21 protein-coding genes are annotated in these 26659 nt (G+C 67.7%); 16 read left to right on the top strand and 5 right to left on the bottom strand.

Annotated elements, in window-relative coordinates; translation table 11 throughout:
* The first annotated feature begins 7 nt into the window (after nt 1–7).
* Together H8R02_RS22860 and H8R02_RS22855 are read left to right on the top strand one after the other, a co-directional pair.
* On the top strand, nt 8–2689 hold the full coding sequence (locus H8R02_RS22860) for an excinuclease ABC subunit UvrA (RefSeq protein ID WP_187083814.1): 2682 nt from the start codon (nt 8–10) through the stop codon (nt 2687–2689).
* Between the two features lie 56 nt (nt 2690–2745).
* A complete protein-coding gene (locus tag H8R02_RS22855; RefSeq protein WP_187083813.1) occupies nt 2746–3357 on the top strand; it encodes a 3-keto-disaccharide hydrolase in 612 nt (203 codons plus the stop codon).
* 12 nt (nt 3358–3369) lie between these two features.
* On the opposite strand, the gene H8R02_RS22850 is transcribed toward H8R02_RS22855, so the two are convergent.
* Together H8R02_RS22850 and H8R02_RS22845 are read right to left on the bottom strand one after the other, a co-directional pair.
* On the bottom strand, nt 3370–3732 hold the full coding sequence (locus tag H8R02_RS22850) for a DsrE family protein (RefSeq protein WP_187083812.1): 363 nt from the start codon (nt 3730–3732) through the stop codon (nt 3370–3372).
* Between the two features lie 4 nt (nt 3733–3736).
* A complete protein-coding gene (locus H8R02_RS22845) occupies nt 3737–4000 on the bottom strand; it encodes a DUF4242 domain-containing protein (RefSeq protein ID WP_187083811.1) in 264 nt (87 codons plus the stop codon).
* Nucleotides 4001–4364: 364 nt separating this feature from the next.
* On the opposite strand from H8R02_RS22845, the gene H8R02_RS22840 reads away from it, so the two are divergent.
* The 10 genes from H8R02_RS22840 to H8R02_RS22795 all read left to right on the top strand — a co-directional run bounded on the left by H8R02_RS22840 (nt 4365) and on the right by H8R02_RS22795 (nt 19907).
* On the top strand, nt 4365–5243 hold the full coding sequence (locus H8R02_RS22840) for a hypothetical protein (RefSeq protein WP_187083810.1): 879 nt from the start codon (nt 4365–4367) through the stop codon (nt 5241–5243).
* Nucleotides 5244–5621: 378 nt separating this feature from the next.
* A complete protein-coding gene (locus tag H8R02_RS22835) occupies nt 5622–11735 on the top strand; it encodes a beta strand repeat-containing protein (RefSeq protein WP_187083809.1) in 6114 nt (2037 codons plus the stop codon).
* Between the two features lie 65 nt (nt 11736–11800).
* A complete protein-coding gene (locus H8R02_RS22830; protein WP_187083808.1) occupies nt 11801–12679 on the top strand; it encodes a LysR family transcriptional regulator in 879 nt (292 codons plus the stop codon).
* Entirely contained in the window at nt 12676–13383 is a 708-nt protein-coding gene (locus H8R02_RS22825) for a glutathione S-transferase N-terminal domain-containing protein (protein WP_187083807.1), read from the top strand. The genes H8R02_RS22830 and H8R02_RS22825 overlap by 4 nt, the downstream gene beginning before the upstream one ends.
* A 91-nt stretch (nt 13384–13474) precedes the next feature.
* Nucleotides 13475–13963 (top strand): hypothetical protein, encoded by a 489-nt coding sequence (locus H8R02_RS22820; protein WP_187083806.1) that lies wholly within the window; start codon nt 13475–13477, stop codon nt 13961–13963.
* A gap of 97 nt (nt 13964–14060) precedes the next feature.
* Nucleotides 14061–15293 carry a PQQ-dependent sugar dehydrogenase gene (locus H8R02_RS22815; protein WP_187083805.1) on the top strand — a complete coding sequence of 411 codons (1233 nt, stop codon included), beginning with the start codon at nt 14061–14063 and terminating at the stop codon, nt 15291–15293.
* Nucleotides 15283–15798 (top strand): c-type cytochrome, encoded by a 516-nt coding sequence (locus H8R02_RS22810; protein WP_187083804.1) that lies wholly within the window; start codon nt 15283–15285, stop codon nt 15796–15798. Before H8R02_RS22815 ends, H8R02_RS22810 begins: the two co-directional genes overlap by 11 nt.
* Nucleotides 15799–15816: 18 nt before the next feature.
* The gene (locus H8R02_RS22805; protein ID WP_187083803.1) at nt 15817–17376 is read left to right on the top strand and encodes an acyl-CoA synthetase; all 1560 of its coding nucleotides are present in this window, start codon (nt 15817–15819) and stop codon (nt 17374–17376) included.
* Nucleotides 17376–18320, top strand: a complete 945-nt coding sequence (locus H8R02_RS22800) for an amidohydrolase family protein (RefSeq protein WP_187083802.1) — start codon at nt 17376–17378, stop codon at nt 18318–18320. Before H8R02_RS22805 ends, H8R02_RS22800 begins: the two co-directional genes overlap by 1 nt.
* A 78-nt stretch (nt 18321–18398) precedes the next feature.
* A complete protein-coding gene (locus tag H8R02_RS22795) occupies nt 18399–19907 on the top strand; it encodes a hypothetical protein (protein ID WP_187083801.1) in 1509 nt (502 codons plus the stop codon).
* Between the two features lie 3 nt (nt 19908–19910).
* On the opposite strand, the gene H8R02_RS22790 is transcribed toward H8R02_RS22795, so the two are convergent.
* The 3 genes from H8R02_RS22790 to H8R02_RS22780 form a co-directional block, all read right to left on the bottom strand.
* Entirely contained in the window at nt 19911–20924 is a 1014-nt protein-coding gene (locus H8R02_RS22790; protein WP_187083800.1) for a zinc-binding dehydrogenase, read from the bottom strand.
* Nucleotides 20924–21898 carry a Bug family tripartite tricarboxylate transporter substrate binding protein gene (locus H8R02_RS22785; protein WP_187083799.1) on the bottom strand — a complete coding sequence of 325 codons (975 nt, stop codon included), beginning with the start codon at nt 21896–21898 and terminating at the stop codon, nt 20924–20926. Before H8R02_RS22785 ends, H8R02_RS22790 begins: the two co-directional genes overlap by 1 nt.
* 68 nt (nt 21899–21966) lie before the next feature.
* Nucleotides 21967–22380, bottom strand: a complete 414-nt coding sequence (locus tag H8R02_RS22780; RefSeq protein WP_187083798.1) for a bacteriohemerythrin — start codon at nt 22378–22380, stop codon at nt 21967–21969.
* Nucleotides 22381–22449: 69 nt separating this feature from the next.
* Here H8R02_RS22780 and H8R02_RS22775 point away from each other — a divergent pair, with 69 nt between their 5' ends.
* Genes H8R02_RS22775 through H8R02_RS22760 form a run of 4 tightly spaced genes read left to right on the top strand, consistent with a single transcriptional unit; the run spans nt 22450 to nt 26651 of the window.
* Nucleotides 22450–23763, top strand: a complete 1314-nt coding sequence (locus tag H8R02_RS22775; RefSeq protein WP_187083797.1) for a Rieske 2Fe-2S domain-containing protein — start codon at nt 22450–22452, stop codon at nt 23761–23763.
* Complete coding sequence (locus tag H8R02_RS22770) at nt 23760–25043, top strand: CaiB/BaiF CoA transferase family protein (protein WP_187083796.1); 1284 nt, start codon at nt 23760–23762, stop codon at nt 25041–25043. Before H8R02_RS22775 ends, H8R02_RS22770 begins: the two co-directional genes overlap by 4 nt.
* Nucleotides 25036–26217 carry a thiolase C-terminal domain-containing protein gene (locus tag H8R02_RS22765; RefSeq protein WP_187083795.1) on the top strand — a complete coding sequence of 394 codons (1182 nt, stop codon included), beginning with the start codon at nt 25036–25038 and terminating at the stop codon, nt 26215–26217. Before H8R02_RS22770 ends, H8R02_RS22765 begins: the two co-directional genes overlap by 8 nt.
* On the top strand, nt 26214–26651 hold the full coding sequence (locus H8R02_RS22760) for a Zn-ribbon domain-containing OB-fold protein (protein ID WP_354004966.1): 438 nt from the start codon (nt 26214–26216) through the stop codon (nt 26649–26651). The genes H8R02_RS22765 and H8R02_RS22760 overlap by 4 nt, the downstream gene beginning before the upstream one ends.
* Nucleotides 26652–26659 lie beyond the last annotated feature (8 nt).

Below are 26659 nucleotides of genomic sequence, written 5' to 3'. Positions count from 1 at the left end.
TGGCCTGATGGCCAGGGAGCAGGTACCGGGCACCACCGACAAAAGACAGCAGCAGGATGATGCCGCCGCGCGGCCGGGTTGCGTGCGCGTGCGCGGCGCGCGCGAGCACAACCTGAAGGAAGTGGACGTCGACGTGCCGCGCGACGCGCTGGTCGTGTTCAGCGGCGTGTCGGGCTCGGGCAAGTCGTCGCTCGCCTTCGGCACGATCTTCGCGGAGGCGCAGCGGCGCTACCTCGAATCGGTGTCGCCGTACGCGCGCCGCCTGATCGACCAGGCGGGCGTGCCCGATGTCGATTCGATCGAGGGCCTGCCGCCCGCCGTCGCGTTGCAGCAGCAGCGCGGCACGCCCAGCGTGCGCTCGTCGGTCGGCAGCGTGACGGCGATCTCCAACCACCTGCGCATGCTGTACTCGCGGGCAGGGCTCTACCCGCCCGGGCAGCCCATGCTGTACGCGGAAGACTTTTCGCCCAATACGCCGCAAGGCGCATGCCCGCGCTGCCATGGGCAGGGCTCGGTGTACGAAGTGACCGAGCAGTCGATGGTGCCCGACGACTCGCTCACGATTCGCGAGCGCGCCATCGCCGCGTGGCCCCCGGCCTGGCACGGCCAGAACCTGCGCGACATCCTCGTCACGCTCGGCTACGACGTCGACAAGCCGTGGCGCGACCTGCCGAAGAAGGACCGCGACTGGATCCTCTACACCGACGAAACACCCACGGTGCCGGTCTACCCCGGCTTCACGCCGAAGGAAACGCGCGCGGCGCTGCGCGCGAAGACGGAGCCGGCGTACATGGGCACCTTCACCAGCGCGCGCAACTACGTGCTGCAGACCTTCGCGACCACGCAAAGCGCATTGATGAAGAAGCGCGTGTCGCAGTACATGGTGGCGAGCCTGTGCCCGGTGTGCGGCGGCAAGCGGCTCAAGCCCGAGGCGCTGTCTGTCACCTTCGCGGGCATCGACATCGGGGAGATGGCGCACATGCCGCTGGCGCAAGTCGCGGCGGTGTTGCAGCCGGTCGCCGAGGGCCGCTTCGGCAAACCCAGTGAAGGTTCGCGCGTCAGCCGCGAGGACTCACGGCGTGCCCGCGACACACGTGTCGCGAAAGGCGGCGCGAGCCACGACGCCGCGCCGGACGTTCGCCTCACGCCGCATCTTTCGGAGGAAAAGCGCATCGCCGCGCAACGCCTCGCGTGCGAGGTGCTGCTGCGTGTGAAGACGCTCACCGACCTCGGCCTCGGCTACCTGTCGCTGGACCGCTCGACACCCACGCTCTCGCCCGGCGAGCTGCAGCGCCTGCGGCTGGCCACGCAGCTCGGCTCGCACCTCTTCGGCGTGATCTACGTGCTGGACGAACCTTCGGCGGGCCTGCACCCGGCCGACGGCGAAGCGCTCGTGCGCGCCTTGCAGCGGCTCAAGGCCAGCGGGAACTCCGTGTACGTCGTCGAGCACGACGTGACGATGATGCGCCGCGCGGACTGGTTGGTGGACGTCGGCCCGGCGGCCGGTGAGCTGGGTGGCCGCGTGCTGTACAGCGGGCCGCCCGAGGGGCTGCGGCAAGTGACCGAGTCGCAGACGCGCCGCTACCTGTTCGACGAAGTGCAGTTGCCCGCGCGGGAGCAGCGCGAGGCCGCGGGCTGGCTCCGGCTGGAGGGCATCACGCGCAACAACCTGCAAGGGCTCGATGTTGCCCTTCCGATCGGCTGCCTCACGGCCGTGACCGGTGTGTCCGGCTCCGGCAAGTCCACGCTCGTAAGCCAGGCCCTGCTCGAACTCGTCGCGCGTCATCTCGGGCACGCGGTCCCGGCCGACGAGGAGGAGCCCGAGGAAGTGCTGGCACCGACGCTGGGCATGCCGATGACCGGCCGCCTCGCCGGCGACCTCGCGAAGATCCGCCGCCTGGTGCGTGTCGACCAGAAGCCGATCGGCCGCACGCCGCGCTCCAACCTCGCCACCTACACGGGCCTGTTCGACGCCGTGCGCAAGCTCTTCGCCGCCACGCCGCAGGCGCGCAAGCGCCGCTTCGACGCGGGCCGCTTCTCCTTCAACGTGCCCAAGGGCCGCTGCGAGACCTGCGAGGGCGAGGGTTTCGTCTCCGTCGAACTCCTGTTCATGCCCAGCGTGTATGCGCCATGCCCCGATTGCCACGGCGCCCGCTACAACGCGAAGACGCTGGAGGTTACGTTCAACGGCAAGAACATCGCGGACGTGCTGCGCATGACGGTGGACGAGGCCGTCGAGTTCTTCACCGGCGAGCCGCAGGTGCTGCGTGCGCTCACGGTGCTGCAGGACATCGGGGTCGGCTACCTGCGCCTGGGGCAGCCCGCCACCGAGCTCTCGGGCGGCGAAGCCCAGCGCATCAAGCTCGCCACCGAGCTGCAGCGGGCGCATCGCGGCGACACGCTGTACGTGCTCGACGAACCCAGCACCGGGCTGCACGCTGCCGACGTCGACCGGCTCGTCGCGCAACTGGACCGCCTCGTCGCGGAGGGCAACACGGTGGTCGTCGTGGAGCACGAGATGCGCATGGTGGCCCACAGCGACTGGGTCGTCGACATGGGCCCCGGCGCGGGCGCCGAAGGCGGCCGGGTGGTGGCGCAGGGCCGCCCGCAGGAGGTGGCACGCAGCCGCGAGAGCGCGACCGCCCCCTACCTGCACGAGGCGATGGCCCCCGCCGCGAACAAACCCTAACCCTGCCTTGCAAGCCCCGCTCCTAGACTGGGCGTCCCCAACGAAGGAGAAGTGGCATGAAGAAGCTTGCAGGTTTCGTTTCCGCGTTCCTCGCCCTGGCGCTCGCCGCCGGCTGCGCCATGATGAACCCGGCCGCCGAGGGCTGGGAGACCCTGATCGACGGCAACAGCGGCCTGGAGAACTTCAACCGCATCGGCGACGCGAACTGGCGCGCCGAGGGCGGCACCGTGATGGCCGACAAGGGCGCGGGCGGGTACCTCGTGACCAAGAAGTCCTACAAGGACTTCCAGATCCGCGCCGAGTTCTGGGCGGACCACACCACCAACAGCGGCATCTTCATCCGCGCGCAGAACCCCTCGGCCATCACCGCGACCAGCTCGTACGAAGTGAACATCTTCGACCAGCGGCCGGACCCGAAGTACGGTACCGGCGCCATCGTCGACTTCGCGGCGGTCGTGCCGATGCCCAAGGCCGGCGGCAAGTGGAACACCTACGAGGTCACGGCGAAGGGCCCGCAATTGGTGGTGGTGTTCAACGGCGTGCAGACCGTCAACATCAGCAACGAGCAGTTCAAGGAAGGGCCCTTCGCCTTGCAGTACGCGCCGGGCGCCAACAACATCCCCGGCGGCGCCATCAAGTGGCGCAAGGTGCAGATCCGGCCGATCTGATGCCGGCCTGATTCAGTAACAGAGCGCCTTGTCGTATTCGACGGCAAGGCGCACCAGCACGTCGGGCATCGCGAACTCGGCGGGCTTGCCCTGCAGGTCGGCGTCGGTCATGCCGCGAGCGCGGGCCGACATGCCGGACACGTAGAAGCGGCCGCCGGCGCGCGCGATGGCCTCGTAGTGCTCGCGCAGCTTGCCGGTGCCGAGGCCCGCCACGCCGTCGAGCACCGCGTCGCGCAGCAATTGCGCGCCGTCGCCTGCGAGGAAGAGGGCCACCGCATGGCCCTGGTCCAGCGCCGTCTTCGCCACGAGGAAGCCGAGCGCGGCGCGCGTCGGGTTCTCGGGGCCCGTCACCACATGCACGAGAAGCGTGGCCATGGCGTCAGGGCGCCAGGTCCAGCGCCGGCGTGACGCTGTTGAACGGGATCTCGGCCTTGCGGTTGAGCGCCTTCACGCATTCCGCGTCGCTGCTTTCGAACAGGCACATGCACTGGCCGCTTTCCGGCACGAAGGTCGTGCGGATGTAGCGGATGGGCGTGCCCGCCGCCGTCATTTCGCCGGCCGTGCGGATGGCGCGCTGCTGCGCGGCCGCGAGCTGGTCCATGGGGATGCCTTTGAGGGACCGTTCGACCATGAAGACTTGCATGCTGGGCTCCTTGGGGATGTTGCGGGAGGGAGCTTCAGTGTGTGCGCGGGGAGATGGCGCAAGAAGGGGGCTGCGGTTATGGATCCATCAATCGCGGTGGCTAGCCCAAACCACGTCAATGCGCCACGTACGGAAGCATCTAGTCAACCTGGAGGAGAGACTTTTGGACAGGATTCCGGTGCTGCCGAGTTGAGGCTATAGTCGCCGCGCTGAATACGAAGGAATTAGAAAAGCGATTAGCCGCTGTTACGAATGAACCATCCGTTCGACAACGATTTCGTGGCTACGATGCCAGCCATTGATGACTATTACCGTGCTGTTCTTGTCCTCGCGCGTCCACTCGCAGGTCAGTCAGGATCACTGAATGGGTGACTACTGGTTGACCCAGTTTGCGCTGGAGGCGCTCGGATGGTTCTTCATCGGCGCATTTGGACTTGCGCTCCTGCTGGCGACATGGCTGCCCAAGGGCGTCAAGGCGAAGTTGATCGCCGTCGCGGTGCTTCTGGGCGTGACCGCGGTGCCGGTCGTCAATCAATACCGCGAATACCAGCGTGCCCAGGCGGCTGCCGCCGCCTACAAGGCCCGGCTTCAAGCGGCTCGCGCGTTGCTCGCGCAGCGATGCGCTCAGGCCGGGGAAAAGATCTACAAGACCGTCCAGGGAGCTCGAGGCGTCTTTCTCACGAACCTGCGGCCTTTCGACGACATGTCGCGGCCGACCGAAGCTCTTGATCCTGCTGGTGATGGCTCCACTGGGCCTGCCTACATCACGACATTCTTTGCGGGCCGAAGCCAGGAGAACTCGTGGAGCACGACAGGTCGGAACAGGATCGGCGCTTACGAATTCGTCGAAACCCAGGCCGACGACGGCGAAATTGTTCGCTATTCCGATGAGCGCAAGAACCTGGCCGAAGAAGATCTGTTCTTCGAAAAGCTGTCGTCCACCCGTGTGCCAAGGCGCTCGGCAAGGTTCGGGATCGAGTGGAGCAACATCTCGACACCTGACGACAAGCAGCTGTGGATAGCAGGAAATCGAATCCGCGTCATGGACCTCGACACTCAGGAAGTGATTGCCGAGCGTGTCGCGTATGTCATGGATCAAGGCCAAGGGAGTACATCGGGCGAACGCAGTCCTTGGTCTTTTGCGCTTTACAACGCGTGCCCTGAACTACCGAAGCTGCACGGCAGGTATCCGCAGAACTACGGTCTGACACGGAACTTCGTCGAGAAGGTCCTTAAACCCTAACCCAGGAGAGAAGCAATGACAGCAGACGTGAGTGTCCTGCTGAAGTACGCGCGCGCCCAAATGGCCGCCGAAGCAATCAATATCCAGGCGAACATGGATCCCGAGCCTCTGCGCGCAGCCCTAATCAAAGGGAATGACCGCGCAAGCAAGTTCACGGCAACAGACGCGCTCGACTTTTCGCAAAAGTGGACCGTGGTCGCAAAGCAAGGGAACACGAAGACTGGTTTCAGCGGAACCTTATTCCAATGCAAGGAAAACGGCGAATACGTCCTCTCCTTCCGAAGTACCGAATTCGCCGACGACGCCGCCCGCGACAACCAAGCCACGAATTCCCTCGAGATCAAGCAAAAGGGCTGGGCCCTCGGCCAGATCGCGGACATGAAGGCATGGTTCGACTCGATCAAGTCGACCATTCCGGCAGGCAGCAAGCTTGTTGTGACGGGCTACAGCCTCGGCGGCCATCTGGCGACGGCATTCGACCTGCTCTACCCGAACGTCGCAACCGAGTCATACACCTTCAACGGCGCCGGCGTGGGCGTCATGAAGGACGGCTACTCGCTCGCGCAAGTCGTCTCGGAGTTCGCAGCCCATCGCTTCGACAATGCCGACCTGTTCGCCACGCAGGCCGGCAAGGACAAGTACAACCTCCTGCGCGCGACCTTCCACGAGGGAGCGAGCTTCACCTCCGTCGATGTCGGCAACGGATTGGCCGTTGCCCAGGCGCTGGCCAACACCTCGATCGGGCCCGCGTATACCGCAGCGCAGATGATGGTGGACGCGCTCGACCGAATTCTTTCGGTCGTGAAGGAGGTCGAGCGGGTCAACGCCGGCATCGCGAGTGGGTCGACCGACAGCGCTCCCGCGGCGCCCGTACCGGTTTCCGAAGTTGCCGCGGCCAGCCTGGACTACCAGCTTGCCTTCCTGCGCGCGACGCTTCACGCCGCGGCCGAGAGGCCCATGTTCGACGGCTTGGGACTCGTCGCCTACATGGGCCGCGAGATCGCGCCCAACCCGATTCCCACGCTGACGGATGTCTACGGCGACACTCCCCCATCCGGCGTGGCGAATTCCCAGATTCACCACGGCACCCCGGCGCCGGTTTTCATCGAGGACCAGCCTCTGTGGCGCGGCAATGTCGGCTCGGGGATCATCGCAGCTTCCACGTGGGGCAAGCTCTGGCCGGATGTGAAACTCCTGCTGCAGGGCTTTGCCCTGAATGACTTCGGCGACACGCACAGCCTGGTGCTGCTTGTCGACAGCCTGTCCGTTCAGCAGGTGCTTGCGAAGCTGGACCCCAGCGCAACGCCCGCTCGACTTGCCAGGATCCTGCAGGCGTCGTCCCATTTGGCCGCTAGCGGTGGCGATGCTTCGCAAGGCAAGGCCGAAGGCGACGTCCTCGAAAAAGTCGTGACCGTACTAGGCACCATGCTCGGGCTCGACTCGTCCGAAGGCTGGATTCCGTTGAACGGCAATCCAAACGGCGGGACTTGGGCCCGATTGGACGAGAAGGGCGGCAGCTTCACGGGACGCAACCCCCTCCACGCGAACCTGAAGCTCATCGCCGACGACGCGGACTTCCACGCGTTGGCGGGCAAGGTGACCGTGGAGCCCGTGACCGATGCCATGTCCTCGCTTGCAAGAAATGACTTCGGGGCATTTCTCGCATTGGCTTCATTGAGCCCGTTCTACCTGAAGGCGACCGGGGACGCAGGGCAAAGTGCGCTGGCATCGCTGGGCCAGGGAGCGTGGGCGGAGCAATACCAGCAATGGATCGAGGACATCGCCAGCAGGAACGTTGGGGCCGAGGCGTCCAACTTCACAGACAGCTGGTACAGCGACCGAGGCGCGATGCTCAAGTGGCTCGTCGCGCTCAACCTCAACAACTACGACCTCGAAAACACGGGTGGCAAGTACTACCGTCAAGCGATAACGCAAAACGCGGCTTTCACGGACCTCTATGCCGGCGAGTCGTTTACGGTGGTCCGTGAGGGACCGGCGGGCGGCATCGCCACGCCGGTCAAGGTCGTATTTGGTACCGATGGCGACGACGGCAGCGTCACGGGCGGCGCAGAGAGCGACCACCTGTTTGGGGGCGGCGGCGATGACGTCGTCAGCGGCCTCGCAGGGGCCGACTACCTCGAAGGGAACCCGGGTGCCGACACGCTTCGGGGCGGCGCAGGCGTCGACACCCTCGTGGGTGGCAGAGGCGATGACGTGTTGGACGGCGGTCCCGGTATCGACGCACTTGACGGCGGCACCGGGACAGACACCTACATCCTGCGCGCCTCCGACGCAGGCGCCGACACGATCACCGACGGCGACGGTCTGGGCATCGTCAAGGTCGTCGACACCAATGACGTCGAGGTCGCACGCATCGGCGGTTCAACGTTCATCAAAGACACGGCGACCCGCTGGCACAGCCAGGACAACCTCTTCACCGTTACCGCCAGCGCCCAAACCAACGGCAAGCTCACGCTGAACATCACCGGCGCAGGCGTCACTGTCAACGTCAAGGACTTCACCAACGGCAATCTCGGCATCACGCTGCCCGATTCACCCAAGCCGCTGCCCCAACCCATCGCCGACCTCACCATCGAAGGCGACATCACCGACAACCAGCTGGCCGACGGCCCGGGCAACGACCTCGTCATCGGCTGGGGCGGCAACGACAACCTGAACCTCATGTCCGGCGGCAACAACTGGGGCCAGGGCAGCTCGGGCAACGACTACCTCTACGCCGGCGGCGGCAACGACACGCTGGAGGGTGGCCTTGGCCGCGACATCGTGGTGGGCAATGGTGGCGACGACCTGCTGTGGGGCCGCGAGCGCGAACCGCTCGCGGACATCCTCGCGCAGACCGTGGCCGCTCTCGACAGCGAAGCCGACCTCGTCACCGCCACCGGCGGCAACGACACGGTGCTGGGCTGGGCCGGCAACGACGCGCTCATGGGCGGCAGCGGCCGCGACCTCATCGCGGGCGGCGCCGGCGACGACAACATCTTCGGCGACCGCGTGGCAGGCGCCCCCGCGACAGCCGGCGTGCCCGACTGGTCCGTCACTCGGCAGGTGACCACCGACGCGCAGGGCAACGTCACCTCGCGCACGCTGGACTTCGGCACGCTCGCCATGGCCGACGGCGACGCCCCCGATGGCGACATCATCTTCGCCGGCTATGGCGCCGACTGGGTCTTCGGCGAAGGCGGCAACGACTACATCGACGCCGGCGAAGGCAACGACCTGGCCATCGGCGGCGCGGGCAACGACATGCTGCTGGGCGCCGGGGGCGACGACGAACTGCAAGGCGACGGCGACACGGGTAACACCGCATCGATGTTCTATGTCGACCCCGCGCAGCACGGCAACGACTACCTCTACGGGGGCCTCGGAAACGACAAGCTGATGGGCGGCGGCCGCGACGACGAGCTGCACGGCGGCGACGGCAACGACACGCTGTTCGGCGACGCCAACGGCCTCGCGGGCCAGTACCACGGCAACGACTACCTGTACGGCGACGACGGCGACGACATTCTGGTCGGCGGCGGCGGCCAGGACGACCTCTTCGGCGGCAACGGCAACGACCAACTCGAGGGTGACGCCGAACTCATCGCGGGCAACTTCCATGGCGCCGACCGCCTGTTCGGTGGCGCCGGCAAGGACACGCTGCTGGGCAGCGGCGGCAGCGACCTGCTCGCCGGCGAGGACGGCGACGACCTCGTCTACGGCGACAACCCCCGTCTCTCTGGCGAATACCACGGCGACGACAACATCGACGGCGGCGCCGGCAACGACGTGCTCGTGGGCCAGGGCGGCAACGACACGGTGCAGGGCGGCGACGGCGCCGACAAGCTCTATGGCGACAGCGAAGTCGCCGCGCAGTACGAAGGCGCCGACCTGCTGGACGGCGGCGCAGGCAACGACACGCTCTCCGGCGGCGGCGGCAACGACACGCTCATCGGCGGCGCGGGCGACGACCAGCTCTCGGGCGACGCCGGCGACGACGTGCTCGAAGGCGGCGCGGGCGCGGACCTGCTCGCCGGCGGCGCGGGCAACGACACGTACGTCTTCAACGCCGGTGACACGCCGCACGCGGCGGCCGAAGTCATCGACGACACGCAAGGGGCCAACCGCATCGTCCTGAAGGGCATGGGCGGCATCGAGAACCTCTCGCTCGTGCAACTGGATCCGCAAACCCAGTTCATCAGCAACGGCGTGGATACCGTGATCATCAAGGGCGGACTGATGTCGGGCTCGTTCGCGTCGGTGGAGGTCTCGGGCAAGACGTACACCGCCGCGCAGTTCTTCGGCAAGACGTATACATCGGCGGTCAACAGCACGGCCACCACGGCCAGCGCCTCCCTGCAAGGCGGCGCGCAAGGCGACACGCTCACCCTCACAGGCGGGGCGTCCACGGTCGCGGGCGGCGCGGGCAACGACGTGCTCACCGGCAGCGGCAACAACAACGTGTACGTGTTCAACGCAGGCGACGGCACCGACACCATCAGCGACAGCGGCACGGGCAACCACCTCAAGCTCGGCGAAGGCATCACGGCCGACACCGTCAAGCTCGCGCACGCCAACGGCGCGCTCGTCGTCTCGATGGGCGATGCGGCAGCCGGCAGCGTGAAGATCAACGGCTTCAACCCCGCCAATGCCACGGCGCCCGGCAGCTTCACCGCCGTGGACTTGGCCGACGGCACGTCCCTCACATGGCAGCAACTGCTCGCGCGGGGCTTCGACCTCACCGGCACCACCGGCAACGACACGATCACCGGCACCAGCACCACCGACCGCATCACCGGCGGCACCGGCAACGACTCGATGTCGGGCGGTGCGGGCGACGACATCTACTACGTCAACCTCGGCGACGGCACCGACACCCTCGCGGACAACGACCCCACGCTCGGCACCGGCGACACGCTGGCCTTCGGCTTCGACGTCAACCCGTACCTCGTCACCGCCAGGCAATCGGGCAACGATGCGATCCTCAAGCTCGGTGCAACCGACCAGGTGGTCCTCAAGGACTTCATGACCGGCGGCGCCAACGCCATCGAGAAGTTCACCTTCGCCGACGGCACCGAGTGGTCGCATGCGGACGTGGTTGCGATCCTGGAGCCGATGGCCACGGCGGGCAACGACACGGTGGTGGGCGGCGACGCCGACGAGCTGCTGCCCGGGCTCGCGGGCAACGACACCATCTACGCCGGCCGCGGCAACGACACACTGCAAGGCGGCACCGGCACCGACCTGCTCGTGGGCGGCCCCGGCAACGACACCTACGACTACAAGCGCGGCGACGGCGCCGACACCGTGAACGACCTCGACGCCACCCTCGGCGGTGGCGGCTTCGACACCCTGCTGCTCGGCGGCGGCATCACGGCCGCCGGCACCACCTTGCAACGCAGCGGCAACGACTTGATCGTGAACACGGGAGTCGCCGGCGACACGATCAACATCCTGGGCTATTACTCGCGCGGCGACTTCGAGGCCATCGCCTTCGCGGGCGGCCCCACGTGGAAGCAGCCGGACATCGCCGCCAAGCTGCCGATGCTGGGCACCGCCCTGGGAGACACGATCATGGGCACCGCCGCAGCCGACTCGATCGACGGCGGCGCGGGGGCCGACTCGCTCTTCGGCGCGGGCGGCGACGACGTGCTGCGCGGCGGCACCGACACGGCCCGCCAGATCGCCTACAAGGACTACCTGGACGGCGGCGACGGCAACGACGTGCTGTACAGCGGCACGGCCCCCGCCACGCTGGTGGGCGGCGCGGGCAACGACATCCTGATCGGCACCAGCACCTTCATCGGCGATGGCGGCGCCAACCTGATGTTCGGCACGGCCGGCGCCGAGAGTTTCTTCCTGCAGCCCGACACCAACAACATCGTGGTGGGCGGCAAGGGCGAGGACTCGGTCTCCACGCCCACCTACACCAGCACGCCCAAGCCACCGCCCACCGGCCGCAACCTGTTCCTCTACAACACCGGCGACGGTGCGGACGCGAAGGGCTCGTCACCGGGCAACGCGGCTGCCAACGACATCCTCTCGCCGGGCCAGACGCCCTACAGCACGCTCACGCTCGGTGGCGTCGGAACGATCGACATCGGCCTGAAGGTGGGCAGGACGCTGCTGTCCCTCTCGCAGACGCGCGTGGGTGACACGCTCAACAACCTCGTGCAGTACCTGCAGGTTGTGGTGGCCCCGGCCGACTACAGCGCCACCTCGACGGACCCGCTGAAGAACCACAAGGTCGTGGTCATCGACTGGACCGGCCTCGCGCAGGAGGCCTCCACCGCCAAGGCCACCGGCTTCGACGTGCTGGCCACGATGCGCAAGCACATCGCCTGGAGCAGCGACACGCTGGCCTACGGCGGCAAGATCGCGTGGGAGTACGCCAAGGTGGGCAACATCGACGCGGTGACGCAGCAGCAGCGCTTCGACATCCTGGCCGACCCGGGGCTCAACATCGTGGGGCAGCCGGTCACTGTGCCGTAACGGGAACGCGGGCGGGCGCCCACCGCGCTTGCCCGCGCCCCCGCCCGCTGTTAGGCTGGCCCGGCATGGAACTGCAGCAGATCCGCTACTTCCTCGCGGTGCACCGGCACGGCAGCTTCTCGCGCGCGTGCGACGAGTGCGAGGTGTCGCAGCCCGCGTTGACCGCCGCGGTGAAGAAGCTCGAAGGCGAGGTCGGCGGCGAGCTGTTCCATCGCGAGGGCAAGAAGCTGGTGCTGACGCCGCTGGGCCGCCTGATCTATCCCGCGCTGGAGCAGGCTGTCGCCGGCGCGCAGAGCGCGCGCAGCCTCGCGGAGAATTTCAAGCTGCTGCGGCAGGCGCCACTCAAGCTCGGGCTGCAGACGACCATCGGGCCGACACGCATCGCTTCCTTCCTGTCGGCTTTCCACCGCCGCCAGCCCGGCGTGGAGCTCACGGTGGAGGACGGCAGCTTCTCGCAACTGCTCGACAGGCTGGAGACCGGCGACATCGACCTCGCCGTCGTGAGCAGCGCGCCGCAATTGCCCGATGCCTTCCGCTCCGAGAAGCTCTACTCGGAGCCCTACGTGGTGGTGATCCCCGCGGGCCATCCGCTCGGCCGCCTGCAGCAGGTGCGCCTGGCCGACGTCAACGGCGAAGCCTACGTCGACCGGCTCGCGTGCGAGATGCGCGAAGCGGTGATGGCCGTGTCGCAGCAGGCCGGCGTGAGCCTCTACGCCACGTTCCGCAGCGAGCGCGAGGACTGGATCGAGGCGATGGTCCAGGCGGGCCTGGGCTTCGCGTTCATGCCCAAGTATTCGATCCGCTCCGCGGCCCTGCACCAGCGGCCGCTGGTGGACCCGCCGGTGGCGCGCGATGTGCTCGCGGTGGATGTCCGCGGCCGCGCAAGGTCACCCGCGGCGAAGCTCTTTGTCGAGGAGATCAAGGGGCATACTTGGGCCGCATGACCCAGGACCTCTCCGCATTCCCCATCACGAAGAAGTGGCCCGCGCACCACCCGGACCGCCTGCAGCTGTACTCGCTGCCCACGCCCAACGGCGTGAAGGTGTCCATCATGCTGGAGGAGACGGGGCTGCCTTATGAAGTGCACAAGGTGAGCTTCGACACGAACGACCAGATGTCGCCGGAGTTCCTGTCGCTCAACCCGAACAACAAGATTCCCGCGATCCTCGACCCCAACGGCCCCGGCGGCAAGCCGCTGGCGCTGTTCGAGTCGGGCGCCATCCTCGTGTACCTCGCCGACAAGACGGGCCAGCTGATGCCGAAGGATCCTGCTCGCCGCTACGAGACGCTGCAGTGGCTGATGTTCCAGATGGGCGGCATCGGCCCGTTCTTCGGGCAGGTGGGCTTCTTCGTGAAGTTCGCCGGCAAGGACTTCGAGGACAAGCGGCCGCGCGACAGGTACGTGAACGAGTCGAAGCGCCTCCTGGGCGTGCTCGACAGGCATCTCGCCGGCCGCCAGTGGATCATGGGCGACGAGTACACCATCGCCGACATCGCGACGTTCCCGTGGATCCGCAACCTCGTCGGTTTCTACGGCGCCGGCGATCTGGTGGAATGGGGCAAGTTCCCGCAGGTCCAGCGGGTGCTGGAGGCTTTCGTGGCGCGCCCGGCGGTGCAGCGGGGCCTCGATATCCCACCCAGAAGCTGAGTCCTACAAGGCTCTTCCGCCGCGTCCGACGCGGCCACGCCTGAGGCTGCGGTGTCATGAGGCTCGTCACTTCCTTTGAAGGAGCCTCCAGATGAAATCCCACGTCGTCATCACCGCGCTGGCCATGGCCTTCGCGGGCGCCGCCTATGCGGTGGACCTGCCCAACGTGCCCGCGAACGACAACATGCAGCAGGCCAACCCGAAGGCCGCGAAGAATTTCAGGGACCTCGCCGACAAGACGAAGCACGGCGCGCAGATGGCGATCGACAAGACGCAGCGCGCGCTGGGCGGCGACAAGCCGGCGCAGGCGCAGGCACAGGCGCCCGACGCCAAGGCACCTCACGCCAAGGCGCATCACGCCAAGGCGCACCACGCGAAAGCCCATCACGCCAAGGCCCACCACGCCAAGGCCCACCACGCCAAGGCCCACCACGCCAAGGCGCATTACGCGAAGGCGCATCACGCGAGCGACACCCGCGCGATGGGCGCGCCCGCTGTGAACGTGGCCGACACTTCGTCCTCGCGCCAGCAGCGCATGGACGCCGCCTACGCCGACTGGCAGGCGAAGCAGCGCCGGTAATCGGCAAAAAGTTGTAATTGGCGGAGGGTCGGTACAAACCCTCTCCACCGCTGCGGGGCGTTTGGCAATCCTGCGGTCTCCATCCAAGGAGCCCGACATGAGAACGACATACGCATGGGTCACCTCCGCAGCTCTCGTGCTCGCCGGCTGCGCGCAGCAGCCGGTGCAGCCGCAACTTTCGCCGCAGGCCGGGCCTGTGCCTGCGGGCGCGCCCGCCTGGCAGCAGGGCCGCAGTGCGGCGCAGGCGACTTCGCCGCTCGCGCCGGTGCCGGGGCGGCTCACGGCCACGCCGCCGAATGAAATACACGTCGACCGCCTGAAGGTGCCGCCCGGTTTCCGCATCGAGCTGTGGGCGCACGGGATGCCGGGCATCCGCGCGATGGCGCGCGCCGACAACGGCAAGATCTACGCCGGAACGCGCGGCATCGGCCGCGTCTACGAGATCACCGACAACGGCCGCGAGCGCACGAGCCGCGTCTTCGTCGACAAGCTGAACCAGCCTGCCGTCGCCTACAACAAGGGCACGCTGTACGTCATGGCCATCGACAAGGCATTGCGCTACGACGGCATCGACGCCAACCCGAACGCGCAACCCGTCGACATGACGGCGGTGTTCAAGCTGCCGCCCGAGCAGCACCACAACTGGAAGTACCTGCGCTTCGGCCCCGACGGCAAGCTGTACGTGCCCTTCGGCGCGCCGTGCAACATCTGCATGGTCGACGAGCCGTATGCGCAATTGCGCCGCTACAACCCCGACGGTTCCGGCATGGAAGTCATCGCCCGCGGCATCCGCAACACGCAGGGCTTCGACTGGCACCCGGCCACCGGCGAGCTGTGGTTCACCGACCATGGCCGCGACTGGCTGGGCGACGACGGCCCCGAGGACGAGCTCAATCGCATGTCGCGCACGGGGCTGAACTTCGGCTTCCCGTACTGCCATGCCAACGGCATCGCCGACCCCGACGTGCGCAAGCCCAACGCGTGCGACGGCGTGACGCTGCCCGTCAGGACGATGGGCCCGCATGCGGCGGTGATGGGGCTCGAGTTCTACCGCGGCAACATGTTCCCGCCCGAGTACCGCAACGCGATGTTCGTCGCGCGCAAGGGCTCGTGGAACCGCACGAAGAAGTTCGGCTACGACGTGGTGATGGTCAAGACCGACCCGGCCGGCCGCAGCGCGGAGATCGTGCCCTTCGTCACCGGCTTCATGGACCCGGCGACCGACCAGATGTGGGGCCGCCCCGTGTATTTCCTGCAGATGCCCGACGGCTCGATGCTGCTGTCCGACGAACAGGTGGGAGCGATCTACCGCATCTCGTATGCCCGCTGACTGGGCGAGCCTGGTTGCGATCTGCGCGGCCTGCCACGGGCCGCTGGGCCACTCGGCCAACCCGCAGGTGCCCTCGCTCGCGGGGCAGCCGAAGCTGTTCGTGGAGAACCAGCTGGTGCTGATCCGCGAGGGCCTGCGCGTGGTGCCGGAGATGAAGGGCCTGCTCGATGGCGTGGACGACGCCACGATCATCGAGCTCGCGAAATATTTCTCGCAGCAGAAGCCGCCCGCGGCCGCCGCCACGCCGCGCGACGCGGCGAGCTTCGAGCGCGGCAAGGCCATCGCCTCGCGCACGCACTGCGGCTCGTGCCACCTGCCGGACTTCCGCGGCCAGCAGCAGGTGCCGCGCGTGGCGGGGCAGCACGAGCAGTTCCTGCTTGCGACCATGAAGCAGTTGCGCGACCATCCGGGGCCGGGGCGTGACACCATCATGGCTGCGTCGCTGAGGGGCCTCACGGACCGCGACCTCGCCGACGTGGCGCATTTCCTCGCGCATTCGGATTGATTCCTTCAGGAGCAGTACTTGGACCCCGCCATCCGCCGCCAGACCCTCGCCGACCTGCTGCGCCGCAGCAGCAAGCGCTTCCCCGACAAGACCGCCGTCGTGTGCGGCAGCACCACGTGGACCTATGCGCAGTTCGACGCAGTGGTGGACCGCGTCGCGACCGGCCTCGCGCGCATGGGCGTGGTCAAGGCCAGCAAGGTCGCCGTGCTCTCGCGCAACTCGCACGCGTTCGCCGCGTTGCGCTTCGCGCTCGCGCGGCTGGGCGCCGTGCTGGTGCCCATCAACTTCATGCTCAAGGCCGACGAGGTCGCCTACATCCTCAAGCACGCGGGCGCGCAGGTGCTGGCCACCGACAGCGGCCTGGCGGAGCTGGCGCGCGACGCCGCGAAGCGCGACACCTGGGTGAAGCAATTCATCTGGCTGCCCTCGGAGGACCCGAGCGAGCCCGCCGAGGGCATGAAGAAGTTCGACGACCTGGCCGCGACGGAGGCTAACGTGCCCGAGGTCGACCTCTCACCCGGCGACGTGCTGCAGATCGTCTACACCAGCGGCACGGAATCGTTGCCCAAGGGCGCGATGCTCACGCACGATGCGGTGATCTGGCAGTACGCCAGCTGCGCCATCGATGCGGCCATCGCCGGCAATGACGTGATGCTGCATGCGCTGCCGCTGTACCACTGCGCGCAGCTGGACGTGTTCTTCGGCCCGGGCATCTACGTCGGCGCGAAGAACGTCATCACGTCCAAGCCCGTGCCGGACAACCTGTTGCCGCTCATGGAGAAGCACGGCATCAACTCCTTTTTCGCGCCGCCGACGGTATGGATTGCGCTGCTGCGCTCGCCGCTCTTCGACACGACGAACCTTTCCACGCTACGCAAGGGCTACTACGGCGCATCGATCATGCCGGTGGAAGTGCTCAAGGAGCTGAAGCAGCGCCTGCCCGAGGTCGGCTTCTGGAATTTGTACGGCCAGACCGAGATCGCGCCGCTGGCGACGCTGCTCGGCCCCGACGAGCAGCTCACCAAGCCGGGTTCCTGCGGGCGGCCGTGCATCAACGTGGAGACACGTGTCGTCGATGACCTGATGCGCGACGTGAAGCCGGGCGAAGTGGGCGAGATCGTGCACCGCTCGCCGCACCTGATGCTCGGCTACTTCCACGACGAGGAGCGCACCAAGGCCGCGTTCCACGGCGGATGGTTCCACTCGGGCGACCTTGCAACCGTCGACGACGAGGGCTACATCACCGTCGTCGACCGCAAGAAGGACATGATCAAGACCGGCGGCGAGAACGTCGCGAGCCGCGAGGTCGAGGAGACAATCTACAGGCTGCCGGCCGTGAGCGAAGTGGCGGTCATCGGCGTGCCGCACCCGAAATGGGTGGAGGCCGTGATGGCCGTCATCGTCGTGAAGCAGGGGCAGCAGCTCACGGAGCAGCAGGTGCTGGACCACTGCACGCAGCACATGGCCGGCTTCAAGGCGCCCAAGAGCGTGGTCTTCACCGAGGCGCTGCCGAAGAACCCGAGCGGCAAGCTGCTCAAGCGCGAGCTGCGCGACAAGTTCAAGGCGGCGTTCGCCTGATGCGCCTGCTTTGCCTGCTACCCGCGCTGCTGCTCGCGGGCTGCGCGGCGGCGCCCTACGCCGACCACCACCAGCACCTGATCCGCGCCGAGCTGATGGGCGTGGTCATGCCCGCGTCGCGCATGCCGCCGATCGAAGGCGACCAGCTCGTTCGCATGCTCGACGAAGCGGGCATCCGCCGTGCCACCGTCCTCGGCATGGGCTACAGCTACGCGGCCGCGACGCGCAACCTGCCGGACGAGTACGAGCGCGTGCGCGCCGAGAACGACTGGACCGCGGCGCAAGCCGCGAAATATCCCGAGCGGCTCGTGGCGTTCTGCGGCGTGAACCCGCTGAAGGACTATGCGGTGCACGAGATCGCGCGCTGCGCGAACGCCGGCAGGATGCGCGGCGTGAAGCTGCACTTCGGCAACTCCGACGTGCAGCTCGAAAATGAGGAGCACGCAGCACGCGTGCAGGCCGTCTTCGCGGCCGCGAACGCGCATCGCATGGCCATCGTCGTGCACGCCCGCGCCTCGGTCTCGCGCAAGCGGCCGTACGGCGCGGCGCAGGCGCGTGTCTTTCTGGAGAAGCTGCTGCCCGCCGCGCCGGACGTGGTCGTGCAGGTCGCGCACCTGGCCGCAACGGGACCCGGCTACGACGACCCGGCAGGCCGCGACGCGCTTGGCGTGTACATCGACGCAATTGCACGCAACGACCCGCGCGTGCGCAACCTGTGGCTCGACGCCTCCGGGCTGCTGCACGCGAAGCTGCCGGGCAGCGAAGCAGCGCTGCTGGCTGCCGACATCCGCCGGGTCGGCGTCGGCCGCGTGCTCTTCGGCTCGGACGCCGCCGTGCCGCCGAACTTCACGCCGCGCGAGGCATGGGCCGCCTTCAGCCAAGTGCCGCTGACTACGGCCGAGCTGGACACGATCGCCGGCAACGTCGCGCCCTACCTGCGCTGAAAACGTAAGCAAGCGCATCGGCGCTTGACGGACTGCGCCGGCCCGTAACAGATTGGAGGGGCAGCGCAGGAGCAGTCGATGATCAAGTACACGAAGCCCGGCCCGGGCCCGGGTTCCCTCGAGGCCCTGAGCGGCCGCATCGTCCTCGACGGCAAGTACGCGCGCGAGATCCTGGTGCTGTTCTACGTGGACGAATACGAGCACGGGTTCGCCAACGAGCGCGAGCTCAAGGACGTGGTCGGCTGGGAGGCGAAGCGCTACGAGTCGCTGCTGCGCGAGCACCCGCACCTCGACCTGGACGAGTACCTCTACGACCACAAGCAGCACCTGGACACGCAGTTCGCCAACGGGCGCACGCGCCGCAACTACTTCTACAAGGACGGCACCGAGCATTCCAACATCGGCCGCGTCATCTACCAGACGGACGTGCCCGACGACAGCATCGGCTGGCGGCCCGACGCGCGCCAGTTCTTCGAGCAGCTGGGCGACCCGCGCCATGCCCTGAACGATCTCAAGCGCATGGCCGAGCAGGAATACCTGATGCAGAACATGGTGAAGGGCGCGCTGTGGGAGGCCGCCGAGATCGCGGACCGCTACCGCATGGGCATCGCGGTGCGCGGCACGGGCCTGCTCGCGCACATGGGCATCGAGTCGGGCGACCCCACGAAGGCGCAGGAGTTCAAGAACAAGACGTCGAAGGAGGCGGACCTGTGGCTGTGCGACGAGCTGGCCTTCGCGGACCTCGGCGCGGTGGTGCACTACGACCCGCGCATCGGCTGGTCGTCGCGCAAGGCCGCCCTGGAGTCCGAAGGCCGCAACGCGCCGCTCTTTGCCGCGCCCGCGACCGAGGCCGACTGGTTCCGCAAGATGGTGCACATGCGCACGGTGCGCACGCGCCAGCTCGACCCCATCAGTGCCAAGCTGAAGATCGACCTCTACGACGAGAAGAAGCTGGCGGCGGTGAAGGACCTGTTCTTCTCGCGCGCCAAGGAATACATGGAAGAGGACTACGACTACCGCAAGGGCCACTACGCGGCCTACACGGTGCTCGACGGCCCGCGCATCCGGCTGAAGGTGCGGCCGGACAAGAACATGGTGGGCGACCACGACCTCTTCATGTTCACCACCGAGGAGTACGGCGTGCCCGCGGCCATCGCCAACATCGCGAACATCCAGCGCACGATGCAGCTCGCGCCCACCTTCCAGGCGCAGCACGGCGGCATCTGGTACTGGCAGCCGACGACCGACTTCAACCGCGGCATCAAGACGAAGATCATGGGCGCCCACGGCCCCGATGGCGACGAGCCGCTGGTGTACATCCGCCCGGGCTTCCAGGTCGTGGCGGCCTACTTCATAGCCGCGACGGGGCGGCTGCAGTCGGTGTGGGACGACCCGGCGTGGACGAAGTGGATGGCCACCACCTACAGCGGCAAGCAGTACCTCAGTGCGCCGCCGCTGCCGCCCGTGGTGGCGCATGAAGACCCGCTGGCCGAGACGCGCCGGCGCGTGCGGGCGCGCCGGGCGCGAGACGAGATGGCGCGGGGTGTGATGCGGGCGAACCTGAAGGACAACTCGTCCCTGGCGTGACCGCTACGCGCGCGCGAGGTCGTTCTCGAAGACGACCTTGCCGAACTGCTCGCCGCGGTCCACGACGGCATAGCCCTCGTTCGCACGCGACAGCGGCATCACGCGGTCCACCAGCGGCACGATGCGCTTGTCCTCGACGAGCTGCACCATCTGCGCGAAGTCGCGCGGCGACCCCATCTTCGTGCCCAGGATGCTCACCTGCTTGCGGTAGATCGGCCGCACGTCGAGCTGGATGTCGCCACCGGCGGTGAAGCCGAGGAAGGCGATGCGGCCGCCGAGCGCCGCGAGGTTCACCAGGTCCTGGAAGCCGGGGCCGACCGCGCTGTCGATGATCACGTCGAAGCCGCCGGGCACCTGCTCGCGCAGCTTCTTCGCCCAGCCTTCCTCGCGGTAGTTCGCGGTGCCCACGACGCCCATGGCGCGCACTCGCGCGGCCTTCTCTTCGGAGCCACTCGTGGCATACACCTTGCCGCCGAGCGCCAGCGCGAACTGCATCGCGAACAGCGCGACACCGCCGCCGATGCCGGTGACGAGGACGTTCTCGCCCGCCTGCAGTTGCGCGCGCGAGCTAACGGCGCGGAACGCGGTGACGCCCGACAGCGGCAGCGCCGCTGCATGGGCCCAGTCGAGGTGGGCGGGCTTCGGCGCCAGCTGCACGGCCGGCACGTTGACGCGCTCGGCGAAGGTGCCGTCGCGCGGGCTGCCGAGCGGGTAGAAGTCGTTGCGGGCCCACACCTCGCTGTCGCCCCAGCCGAGGCCGGGGTTGACAATGACCTCGCGGCCGATCCACGCCGGGTCGACGCCTTCGCCGACCTGCGTGACGACACCCGCGCCATCGGCGCCCGGAACGACCGGGTACTTGAGCACGTGGTAGGTGCCCTTCTGGATCCACACGTCGCGGTGGTTCAGCGCGGCGCAGCGGATGGCGACGGTGGCTTCGCCCGCGGCGGGCGGCACGTCGGGCACGTCGGTCAAGGCCAGGGGCTCGCCCGGCCCGCGCAGGAGCAGTGCTTTCATCAGCCCGCCGTGATGTTCTGCTTCTTGATGACCTGGCCCCACTGGTTCATCTCGCCCTTGATCATGTCCTCGAGCTGCTTGGGCGTGCTGGGGCGCGGGTCCACATTGCGCTCGGTGAACATCTTCTTGATGTCCGGTTGCGCGAGCGCATGAACCACGGCCGCGTGCAGCTTGTTCGCCACTACATCGGGGATGCCGGCGGGCGCGAGGATGCCGAACCAGGCCACGGTGTTGAAGCCCGGCACTTCCTCGCCCATCGCGGGCAGGCCGGGAACGACCGGTGTGCGCTCGGGCGTGCCGACCGCGAGGTAGCGCACCTTGCCGGAGCCGACCATGGCCGCGCCGTCGAGGCCCGTCACAAAAGCCATCTGCAGCTGGCCGCCCGCGAAGGCGGTCATCATGGGCGCGCCACCGGCATACGGCACGTGGACCAGCTTCGTGCCGAGCAGCGTGTTGAGGTATTCGCCGGTGAGGTGCGACAGCGAACCGTTGCCCACCGAGCCGAAGTTCCACTCGCCGGACTTCTGCTTGGCGAGCTGCACGAATTCCTTCAGCGTCTTCGCCGGGCTGTCCGCCGGCACCGTGAGGATCATCGGGCAGATCGCCACCGTGGAGATCGGCCGCAGGTCCTTGAGCATGTCGTAGGGCGTCTTGCGCATCAGGCCCACGATGGCGTTGGGGCCGCTGTTGCCGAACACGATGGTGTAGCCGTCGGGCGTGGCCTTGGCCACGATGTCCGTGCCGATCGTGCCGCCGGCGCCGGGCTTGTTGTCGATGATGATCGGCTGGCCGAGGAAGTCCGACATCGGCTTCTGGATCGCGCGGGCGAGCTGGTCTGTGGTGCCGCCCGCCGCGTAGGGCACGACGACGCGAATGGGCCGCGACGGGAAGGGTTCCTGCGCGAACGCGGGCAGCGCGGCGGCGAGGGCCAGCGTGCCGGCGGCGAGGACGAGGTTGCGGCGCTTGTTCAGCATGGATGTCTCCGGAATGCCTTGATGGAGGTCAACAAAGCTTCAATGGTAGGACCAACGAGTCCCGTTCGTCAACCGGGGTTGCGCCGCGGGTGCAGCACCACGGGCTTGCCGCCGTACTGGCGCTTGCACAGCCACGCGGCGAGCGCGGAGTCCAGGTAATCGGCGTGGCCGGGGAACCAGTTGCGCAGTTCGGCGGCGAACGAGCGGCCGACGTCGTGGCGCCCGGCGGCTACCAGCGGCAGCACTTCATCCGCGGACTTGAGTACGTTGCCGTGCTCCTCGATGTGGCAGTCGGCGGCGGGGAAGCCCGTCTCGCGCATCCACCGGTCCTCCTGCCCGAAGTGGGCGAGCAGGTGCTCGTGCACGCGCAGCAGCGCGGCGTGCAGTTCGTCGTCGGGGCAGGCGAGCGCGCTCGCGACGAGCGCCTCGAACTCGCCGTGCACGGCATCCATGGGCGCGTAGCCCATCAACACGGTCGTCATGGTCTGGACAGCTTACCACCGATCATGCTACATTGCTTCAATGGTTGGACCAATATTGAGGTAGAACAAATGTTGACCCGCGAAGACAACGAGTTGCTGGTGAGGGTAGGCCCCGGCACCGCGATGGGCAAGCTCATGCGGCTGTACTGGATCCCCTTCCTGCTCGCGAAGGACGTGGCCGCCGACGGCCAGCCTTACCGCGTGCGGCTGCTGGGCGAGGACCTCGTCGCTTTCCGCGACTCAAGCGGCAAGGTGGGCCTGGTGGACCAGGCGTGCGCGCACCGTGGCGCGCCGCTGCTGTTCGGCCGCAATGAAGACGGCGGCATCCGCTGCGTCTACCACGGCTGGAAGTTCAGCACGACCGGCAGCGTGCAGGAGATGCCGGCGGAACCGGCGAACTCGCCGATGCTCAAGAAGGTGAAGCTCAAGGCCTACCCGGTGCAGGAGCGCAATGGTGTGCTGTGGACCTACATGGGCCCGGACGAAGTGCCGCCGCCGCTGCCCAGCATGGAATGGAACATGGTGCCGCAGGAGAACGTGCACGTCTCCCTGCGCATCCAGGAATGCAACTGGCTGCAGGCGCTGGAAGGCGAGATCGACTCCGCGCACGCCGCCATCCTGCATGGCCGCGTGGACTCGGGCGGCAGCATCGACCAGTGGAAGCAGGCCGCCGACCTGGCGCCGAAGTTCGAGGTGGTGCAGCACGATGCGGGCATCCACATCGCGTCGCGCCGCAAGCTCGAGGGCGAGAAGAACTACATCCGCGTGAACCAGTTCCTCATGCCGTTCTGGACGCTGGTGCCGCCGTTCTCGCAATACCCGGAGCTCTCGGGCCACGCCTGGGTGCCGATGGATGACGAGCACACGCTGTGCGTGATGTTCTCCTACCACCCCACGCAGCCGATGTACGAGAAGACGCTGAAGGTGTTCAAGGAAGGCCACAACGGCCGCGAGTCGGCGCATGCGTCCGAAGGCAGCTTCGAGAAGCGGCCCGTCACCGAGCCGTACCACACGTACTGGAGCAGGTACAACCGCGCCAACGCCTACGGCTATTCGTGGGACATGGCGCAGAAGTACAACGCCGGCATGCCCGGCCTGTGGCTGCAGGACGCGGCGTGCCAGTCGGGCGTGGCCGCGATCTACGACCGCACGAAGGAGAACCTCGGCACCAGCGACAGCGGCGTGGCCCGCACGCGCCGCGTGCTGCTCGAAGCGACGAAGAAGCTGGCCGCGCAGGAGCAGCGGCCGGTGTCCACCACCGACCCGGACAAGTTCCTCGTGCGCGCCATCTCCATCACCATCCCCGAGGGCGGCGACTGGATGGCGCAGGGCAAGGACTTCATGCAGGCGAAGCTCGGCCAGGGTTTCGGGTACCAGCCATGAGCGTTACCTTTGCCGACCGCGCCGCCGAGTTTCCAGCGCATGAACCACGTCCGAAAGCTGCGCCCACGGCGCTGCAGGGCATCCGCATCGTCGACTTCTCTCACTTCGTGGCGGGGCCGTTCGCGACAACGATCCTCGGCGACATGGGGGCGGATGTCATCAAGGTCGAGCCGCCGGAGCGCGGCGACGAGCTGCGCTATTACCCGCCGGCCGTGCCCGGCCTCGAATCGCAGGGCGGCCCGTTCGCCTGGACCAACCGCAACAAGCGCAGCCTCGCGCTGGACCTGAAGTCGGAGCATGGCGTGAAGGTCGCGCGCGAGCTGATCGCGCAGGCCGACGTGCTGGTCGAGAACTTCTCCACCGGCGTGATGCAGCGCTTCGGCCTCGATTACGACACGGTGAAGAAGCTCAACCCGCGCATCGTGTATTGCTCGGTCTCGGCGTACGGACGCGAAGGTCCTTATGCGGACAGGCTCGGCTTCGACCCGGTGGTGCAGGCCGAGAGCGGCTTCGTCTCCATGAACGGCTATGCGGACCGCATGGGCGTGCGCGCATCGTCGGCCGTGATGGACATCAGCACGGCACTCATGGTTTCCAACGCGGTGCTCGGCGCGCTCGTCTCGCGGGAGCGGCAGGGCGAAGGCCAGTACGTGGAAGTGGCGCTGTTCGACACCGGCGTGATGATGACCGGCTGGGCGACGATGCAGCACCTGGTCACCGGCAAGGAGCCACAGCGGCACGGCAACACCAGCCCGGACACGTGCCCTTCAGGCGTGTTCGAAGCCAGCGACAAGCCGTTCTACATCAACTGCGGCAACGACAAGATCTTCATCCGCTTGGCCGAGCAGGTCGTCGGCCGCAGCGACCTCGCGAACGACCCCGAGCTGCGCGACCGCAACGGCCGCATCGCGCGCCGCGAGGAACTGTTCGCGGAGCTGAACAAGGAGTTCGCGAAACAGCCCTGGGCCCATTGGCAGCAGCGCATGCGCGAGGCGCAGATCCCCTGCGGGCTGGTGCGCACGGTCGGCGAGGCGCTGCGCTCGCCGGAAGCCGCCGCGCGCAAGCTCGTGACGCACGTGCCGCATCCCACGCTGGGGCAGGTGCCGAACATCGCGTCGCCGATCCGCTATGCGCGCACGCCGATGGCGGACCCGAAGCCCGCGCCGGACATCGGGCAGCACACGACGGAGGTGCTGAAGGAGGTGCTGGGCTTTGACGAGCAGCGCATCGCGCAGCTGGCGAGCGCCGGTACCTTCGGCAAGCGCGTGAAGCATGGGTGAGCGGACGCTGCGCGGCAAGGTCGCCGTCGTCGGCATCGGCGAGACGCCGTACTACAAGCATGGCCAGTCGCCCGATGCCGAGTTCAAGCTCGCGCTGAAGGCGATCCTCGCCGCGTGCACCGACGCCGGGATCGATGCGCGCAGCATCGATGGTTTCTCTTCCTACAGCGACGACCGCAACGACCCCGTCCGGCTGGCGACGGCGCTCGGCCTGCCGCAACTGCGCACTTCGCTGATGCAGTGGGGCGGCGGTGGCGGCGGGTGTTGCGCAGCCGTCGCCAACGGCGCCGCAGCCATTGCGACGGGGCAAGCCAATTGCGTGGTGGTGTACCGCGCGCTCGCGCAGGGCCAGTTCGGCCGCTTCGGGCAGGCGAGTGCGGCCACGACGATCTCGGGTGAACGCGCGTACCTCGTCCCGTACGGCGTTATCTCGCCGCCGCAGCGCTTCGCCATGCGCGTGCAGCGCTACATGCACGACCACGGCATCCGGCAGGAGGCGCTGCGCGCGATCGCGCTCGCGTCCTACCACCACGCCCAGAACAACCCGCGCGCCGTCATGTACGGCAAACCGCTGGACGAGGCGAAGTACGACGCTTCGCGCTGGATCGTCGAGCCCTTCCACCTGTTCGACTGCTGCATGGAGAACGACGGCGCCGCCGCGATCGTGCTGATGGATGCCGAGCGTGCGGCGGATTGCGCGCAGAAACCGGTGTACATCCTCGGTGCGGCCAGCGGGTCCAGCGAGCGTTTCGGCGCGCAGGCGCACAACTCGCCCGCTTATGCTTCGGCAAACTTCGAGACCGTCGCGCGCGACCTCTACAAGATGGCGCGCGTGAAGCCGGCCGACGTCGGCGTCGTGCAAAGCTACGAGAACTTCACCGGCGGCGTGGCCATGGCGCTGGCCGAGCACGGATTCTTCGAACCGGAGGAAGCCAACGACTTCCTCACCAAGGACAACCTCGTCGCACCCAACGGCCGCCTGCCGCTCAACACCAGCGGCGGCAACCTGGCCGAGTGCTACATGCACGGTTTCGAGCTCGTGCTGGAGGCGGTGCGCCAGGTGCGCGGCACGTCCACGAACCCCGCGCCGCGCAACGACGTGGCGCTCGTGATCGGCGGCCCGATGGTGGCGCCCGCGAGCGACCTGCTGCTGGGATCGAAGGAGGCGCTGTGAGCTACCTCCCCGCCGGACTTTCGATCCCCGTCCCCGAACCCGACGGCGTCTCCGCCCCGTATTGGGCCGGCCTGCGCGAAGGCAGGCTGCTCGTGCAGCGCTGCATACACTGCGGCGCCTGGCAGTTCGGCCCCGAGTGGATCTGCCATCGTTGCCACGCCTTCGACCCCGCGTGGGTGGAAGTGCCCGCGGCGGGACGCATCCACAGCTGGGAGCGCGTGTGGCACCCGGTGCACCCGGCGCTCAAGGACCGCGGGCCCTATGTCGCCGTGCTCGTCGAACTGCCGCATGCGGGCAACGTCCGCATGGTCGGCAACCTGCTGGGTGATGCGATGCAGGACGTGCGCATCGGCGCCGAAGTCACCGGCGTGTTCGAGCATCACCCCGACGCGTCACCGCCGTACTCGCTGTTGCAGTGGCGTTGCCGAACGTAGAATCGACG

It is taken from the genome of Ramlibacter albus, from assembly GCF_014297445.1.
Classification (GTDB): Bacteria; Pseudomonadota; Gammaproteobacteria; order Burkholderiales; family Burkholderiaceae_C; genus Ramlibacter; species Ramlibacter albus.
Note: the sequence above shows the minus strand (reverse complement) of the source record. Positions and strands in the feature narration are given on the sequence as shown.

Excerpts from the sequence above, each read along its gene's own strand:
- H8R02_RS22860 (WP_187083814.1), top strand. The coding sequence starts at position 8 with ATGGCCAGGGAGCAGGTACCGGGCACCACCGACAAAAGACAGCAGCAG.
- H8R02_RS22855 (WP_187083813.1), top strand. The coding sequence starts at position 2,746 with ATGAAGAAGCTTGCAGGTTTCGTTTCCGCGTTCCTCGCCCTGGCGCTC.
- H8R02_RS22850 (WP_187083812.1), bottom strand. The coding sequence starts at position 3,732 with ATGGCCACGCTTCTCGTGCATGTGGTGACGGGCCCCGAGAACCCGACG.
- H8R02_RS22845 (WP_187083811.1), bottom strand. The coding sequence starts at position 4,000 with ATGCAAGTCTTCATGGTCGAACGGTCCCTCAAAGGCATCCCCATGGAC.
- H8R02_RS22840 (WP_187083810.1), top strand. The coding sequence starts at position 4,365 with ATGGGTGACTACTGGTTGACCCAGTTTGCGCTGGAGGCGCTCGGATGG.
- H8R02_RS22835 (WP_187083809.1), top strand. The coding sequence starts at position 5,622 with ATGAAGGCATGGTTCGACTCGATCAAGTCGACCATTCCGGCAGGCAGC.
- H8R02_RS22830 (WP_187083808.1), top strand. The coding sequence starts at position 11,801 with ATGGAACTGCAGCAGATCCGCTACTTCCTCGCGGTGCACCGGCACGGC.
- H8R02_RS22825 (WP_187083807.1), top strand. The coding sequence starts at position 12,676 with ATGACCCAGGACCTCTCCGCATTCCCCATCACGAAGAAGTGGCCCGCG.
- H8R02_RS22820 (WP_187083806.1), top strand. The coding sequence starts at position 13,475 with ATGAAATCCCACGTCGTCATCACCGCGCTGGCCATGGCCTTCGCGGGC.
- H8R02_RS22815 (WP_187083805.1), top strand. The coding sequence starts at position 14,061 with ATGAGAACGACATACGCATGGGTCACCTCCGCAGCTCTCGTGCTCGCC.
- H8R02_RS22810 (WP_187083804.1), top strand. The coding sequence starts at position 15,283 with ATGCCCGCTGACTGGGCGAGCCTGGTTGCGATCTGCGCGGCCTGCCAC.
- H8R02_RS22800 (WP_187083802.1), top strand. The coding sequence starts at position 17,376 with ATGCGCCTGCTTTGCCTGCTACCCGCGCTGCTGCTCGCGGGCTGCGCG.
- H8R02_RS22795 (WP_187083801.1), top strand. The coding sequence starts at position 18,399 with ATGATCAAGTACACGAAGCCCGGCCCGGGCCCGGGTTCCCTCGAGGCC.
- H8R02_RS22790 (WP_187083800.1), bottom strand. The coding sequence starts at position 20,924 with ATGAAAGCACTGCTCCTGCGCGGGCCGGGCGAGCCCCTGGCCTTGACC.
- H8R02_RS22785 (WP_187083799.1), bottom strand. The coding sequence starts at position 21,898 with ATGCTGAACAAGCGCCGCAACCTCGTCCTCGCCGCCGGCACGCTGGCC.
- H8R02_RS22780 (WP_187083798.1), bottom strand. The coding sequence starts at position 22,380 with ATGACGACCGTGTTGATGGGCTACGCGCCCATGGATGCCGTGCACGGC.
- H8R02_RS22775 (WP_187083797.1), top strand. The coding sequence starts at position 22,450 with ATGTTGACCCGCGAAGACAACGAGTTGCTGGTGAGGGTAGGCCCCGGC.
- H8R02_RS22770 (WP_187083796.1), top strand. The coding sequence starts at position 23,760 with ATGAGCGTTACCTTTGCCGACCGCGCCGCCGAGTTTCCAGCGCATGAA.
- H8R02_RS22765 (WP_187083795.1), top strand. The coding sequence starts at position 25,036 with ATGGGTGAGCGGACGCTGCGCGGCAAGGTCGCCGTCGTCGGCATCGGC.